1 pseudogene is annotated in these 1,230 nt (G+C 49.5%); it reads right to left on the reverse strand.

The annotated features are described in order from the left end of the window. A pseudogene (locus tag BUE10_RS24080) lies at positions 1 to 1,230 on the reverse strand (hypothetical protein); the annotation flags it as partial.

The following is a 1,230-nucleotide window of genomic DNA, read 5'->3' on the forward strand; positions in this document are numbered from 1 at the left end:
TGTTGATGCAGCCGAAGTACATCCGTTAGCTGCTGCTGTCACCGTATAACTTCCTGCAGGAGCTGTAACTGTATCTCCTGACTGGGTAACTCCTGTTGAAGGGCTTACCGCATAAGTATTAGAAGCACTGTAGTTTGATATGGTAAAACTTCCTGTTGCAGTTAAGCACGTCGGCTGGGTTACAGCACTTAATGTCGGAACTGCCGGAGTTGCCGGCTGTGCGTTGATAACCGCAGCTGTTGATGCAGCCGAAGTACATCCGTTAGCTGCTGCTGTCACCGTATAACTTCCTGCAGGAGCTGTAACGGTATCTCCTGACTGGGTAACCCCTGCTGATGGGCTTACCGCATAAGTGTTAGAAGCACTGTAGTTTGATATGGTAAAACTTCCTTCAGCTGTCAAACATGTCGGCTGGGTTACAGCACTTAATGTCGGAACTGCCGGAGTTGCCGGCTGAGCGTTGATAACTGCAGCTGATGATGCAGCCGAGGTACATCCGTTAGCCGATGCTGTCACCGTATAACTTCCTGCAGGAGCTGTAACTGTATCTCCTGACTGGGTAACCCCTGTTGAAGGGCTTACCGCATAAGTATTAGAGGCATTGTAGTTTGAAATGGTAAAACTTCCTGTTGCAGTTAAACATGTCGGCTGAATAACAGCACTTAATGTCGGAACTGCCGGAGTTGCCGGCTGAGCGTTGATAACCGCAGCTGTTGAAGCAGCCGAAGTACATCCGTTTGCCGATGCTGTCACCGTATAACTTCCTGCAGGAGCTGTAACTGTATCTCCTGACTGAGTAACCCCTGCTGAAGGACTTACCGTATATGTATTAGAGGCACTGTAGTTTGAAATGGTAAAACTTCCTTCAGCTGTCAAACATGTCGGCTGAATAACAGCACTTAATGTCGGAACTGCCGGAGTTGCCGGCTGAGCGTTGATAACCGCAGCTGTTGATGCAGCCGAAGTACATCCGTTAGCTGCTGCTGTCACCGTATAACTTCCTGCAGGAGCTGTAACTGTATCTCCTGACTGGGTAACCCCTGTTGAAGGGCTTACCGCATAAGTATTAGAAGCACTGTAGTTTGATATGGTAAAACTTCCTTCAGCTGTCAAGCACGTCGGCTGGGTTACAGCGCTTAATGTCGGAACTGCCGGAGTTGCCGGCTGAGCGTTGATAACCGCAGCTGTTGATGCAGCCGAAGTACATCCGTTAGCTGCTGCTGTCACCGT

Source organism: Flavobacterium sp. CF108 (assembly GCF_900129795.1).
Lineage (GTDB): Bacteria > Bacteroidota > Bacteroidia > Flavobacteriales > Flavobacteriaceae > Flavobacterium.